General features: G+C 39.5%; 2 protein-coding genes. Both read left to right on the top strand.

The window, feature by feature from the left end:
• The first annotated feature begins 67 nt into the window (after nucleotides 1-67).
• A complete protein-coding gene (gene gyrB, locus PHP90_RS01055; protein ID WP_299923931.1) occupies nucleotides 68-2,383 on the top strand; it encodes a DNA topoisomerase (ATP-hydrolyzing) subunit B in 2,316 nt (771 codons plus the stop codon).
• 6 nt (nucleotides 2,384-2,389) lie between these two features.
• Nucleotides 2,390-3,774, top strand: a 1,385-nt coding sequence (locus tag PHP90_RS01050) for an EAL domain-containing protein (RefSeq protein WP_299923928.1), incomplete at its 3' end; no start/stop codon positions are given.

The raw sequence follows: 3,774 nt of genomic DNA, 5'->3' as shown, positions 1-3,774 counted from the left end.
AAAACCTTCTTTTTAGTTTTTCTTCGGTAAAATAAAGCATTAAACACGCTTAAAAGCTGGAGCAACTATGGAAAATTACGGTGCTAGTAATATTAAAGTCCTAAAAGGTCTCGAAGCCGTTCGAAAACGACCGGGTATGTATATCGGTGATACCGGTCATCGTGGACTTCATCACCTAATCTATGAAGTCGTTGACAACTCAATCGACGAAGCAATGGCAGGACATTGTGATACGATAACTGTAACTCTGACTAAAAACGGTACAGCAATGGTCAGCGATAACGGTCGCGGTATTCCAACTGATTTACACCCGACAGAAGGTATTTCAGCAGCTACGGTTGTTTTAACCGTATTGCACGCCGGGGGAAAATTTGATAAAGATACCTATAAAGTCTCGGGTGGTTTGCACGGGGTTGGGGTATCGGTTGTTAATGCCCTCAGTTCAGATCTTAAAATGACCATTTTTCGTGAAGGTCAATCGTTTGAACAAAACTTCAAATGCGGTATTCCTCAAGAACCGTTAGCCGTTACAGGTACAACACGCAAACGCGGAACAACAATCGAATTTTTCCCGGATCCTTCGATTTTTACCGAAACGATTATTTTCGACTACGACTATTTGGCAAAACGTTTTCGTGAACTGGCCTATTTGAATCCGCGTATTACGATTGTTTTCAAAGACGAACGTAACGGTGCGAGCAATACCTATCACTTCGAAGGCGGTATCAGCCAATTCGTCACCGATGTGAATAAAAAAACGGTTGTTGCAACTCCGTTTGCTTTTAGCGAAAAAATCGAAGATATCGAGATGGATATCGCCGTGATGTATAACGACAGTTATGACGAAAAAATGTTTACGTTTGTAAATAACATCAATACTCCAAACGGCGGTACCCACGAAGCCGGTTTCCGTGCCGGATTAACCCGTGTAATTTCAAACTACAACAAACAAAACGGTAATGCCAAAGAGAAAGATATCCCTTTATCAGGTGAAGATGTTTCTGAGGGTCTTATCTGTGTTGTCTCTGTACGTGTACCGGAACCTCAATTTGAAGGTCAAACAAAAGGGAAACTCGGAAATACCTATGTTCGTCCATTGGTTCAAAAAGTCACTTATGAAAAATTGACCAAATATTTTGAAGAAAATCCGATCCAAGCCAAAGCAATTATTCAAAAAGCGTTGATGGCGGCACGCGGTCGTGAAGCAGCTAAAAAAGCACGTGAACTTACTCGTCGTAAAGATGCAATGACTGTTGGTACACTTCCGGGTAAATTGGCAGACTGTCAAAGTAAAGATCCTGCTATCAGCGAACTTTATCTGGTGGAAGGGGACTCTGCGGGCGGTTCGGCAAAACAAGGACGTGACCGTGTTTTCCAAGCAATTTTGCCGCTCAAAGGTAAAATTCTAAACGTTGAAAAAGCCCGTTTGGACAAAATTCTAAAATCCGAAGAGATCACCAACATGATCACAGCGCTCGGATGCGGAATCGGTGAAGAATTCAATGAAGAGAAACTCCGCTATCATAAAATCATCATCATGACCGATGCCGACGTTGACGGAAGCCATATTCAAACGCTACTGTTGACTTTCTTCTTCCGATATCTTCCGAAAATCGTTGAGAACGGCTACCTCTATTTGGCACAACCGCCTCTTTACCGCTACAAAAAAGGGAAAAAAGAGATCTATTTTAAAGATGATCGCGTTATGAACGCTTTCTTAATTGAAAATGGTATTGAAGCGTTGGAATCAGAAGATCTCAACGTTGGTGTAAATGATCTCGTATCATTCTTTAAAATGGTGGATCATTATCGCAGTACTCTCGATGCATTAGAACGTCGTTATGCTCTTGTAGAATTGATCCGTTATTTTATTGAAAACCCGGATTTAGTCGCATTGCCGCTCCAAGAGTTGTACACTAAAGTTGAATCTTTCCTGACTGCGAAAGGGAATAATATCCTCAGTAAAAGTGTTAACGATGAAGATATGCATCTGTTTGTACAAACTAAAGAAGGATTGGAAGAACTTCACATCAATGATGAGCTGTTTGCATCACCGCATTTTGCCGAAGCAAATTATATATTCCAAAAAATCCAAGACTGGAATTTGCCTTTGAAAGGTGATTTGTTAGAACTTTTAACTCAAATTACTGACTTTGCGAAGAAAGGTTCATATATCCAACGTTATAAAGGTCTGGGGGAAATGAATCCTGAGCAGCTTTGGGAAACGACAATGACACCGGAAAATCGTGTATTACTTCGTATAACGATCGAAGATTCAGAATCTGCCGGTGACTCGTTTAATCTCTTTATGGGCGATGATGTTGAACCTCGCCGTAACTACATCGAAACGCACGCCAAAGACGTCAAGCATTTGGATATATAATTTTTTATGACGTATACTGAACAAAAAGAGAGGGAACACCGTTTTGCATTAGCGCTACGGATGGGGTTGCCGATCTTTTTTTTAAGTTCAGTCACTCTTTTCGCCTTATTGACACAGTCTTATACTACTTTTGCTTCTTTAATCGTATTGTCTATCGCATTGTTAGGGGTGATGGTCTATTTTATTTTTTATCTGATATATCAAAGTACTCAGGAAAATATAACTGATACAATCACACATACGTTTACCCCGGAGTATTTTTTTCGTCTATTTTCCAAAGCACTTACAAAAAATACGCAAACGCTTGTATTGATTACACTAGAAAATTTATGGTCGATTAATGAACGCTACGGAGTTAAGAACGGCGATATCGCTTTGCAAAATACCGTAATGAAATTAGACCATTTTTTTCATGATAAAAAAATAGAAAAACTTCCTATTTGCCGTTATAAAGGGGGTGATTTTTTACTCTTTTTACCAGGCGAAAAAGAAAAATATATTGCTTTGATCGAGTTATTGCTCAGTAAATATCAACATCATGTCGATAATGAAATTGAAATCAGGCTAGAAGCTGTAATTTTGGATTCACGTTTATCTGACAATGTCGATTTATTGACAAGCCGTTTATATGAACTCCATAACGATCGTATCAGTAGTGAAAAAGAGGAATTATATTCGATCAATCAGCTAGAAAATGAGATTATTGAAGCGCTGGACGAAAAGCGTTTTTCGATCGGATTTTGGCCGGTATGCTGTGAATCACATCCGATTTATGATACAACCGTCAAACTGATTGATTCGCAAGGGAGATTCATCCATCAAAGCCGTTATATCCCTGTTCTTAACAGGATCAATAGATTGCGTTGGCTTGAAAGCGATGTATTGGAAACAATTGCTGCTTTGTGTGATGGACGTGAACGGGACTTTATTGTAACAATCTCTCCTGTTACCTTGCGTAATCCCCATTTTTTTGAGCATGCTATGACTCTGTTCGAGCGCTTTCCATCGGCTCGAAATAAAATAACACTGATGTTTGAAGAGAAAGAGTATTGCCATCAATTAGAGCGCTTCATACACCAAATAAGTCATTACCGCAGAGCAGGGTACAAAATCGCACTGGATCGTTTGGGCGGATATCATACGACGCTGTTGTATTTAAAAGAGCTGGAAGTGGATCTTGTTCGGTTTGATCCTCTTTATACCCGCCATATTAAAGAAGCAGGGTATCAAAATATTATCCATGGGCTAAATTTGAGTGCGCATTTGTGCGGAGCCAAAACATGGATATCCATGATAGAGGATGAATATACCGATAATCTTGTCCAATCGTTGAAAATCAACTATCGACAAGGAAATTATTTCGGTAAAGTAGTAACAATAGATCAATTATA

Source organism: Sulfuricurvum sp., assembly GCF_028712165.1.
Taxonomy (GTDB): domain Bacteria; phylum Campylobacterota; class Campylobacteria; order Campylobacterales; family Sulfurimonadaceae; genus Sulfuricurvum.
This window is presented reverse-complemented; position numbering and strand designations above follow the sequence as displayed.

Excerpts from the sequence above, each read along its gene's own strand:
- gyrB (WP_299923931.1), top strand. The coding sequence starts at position 68 with ATGGAAAATTACGGTGCTAGTAATATTAAAGTCCTAAAAGGTCTCGAA.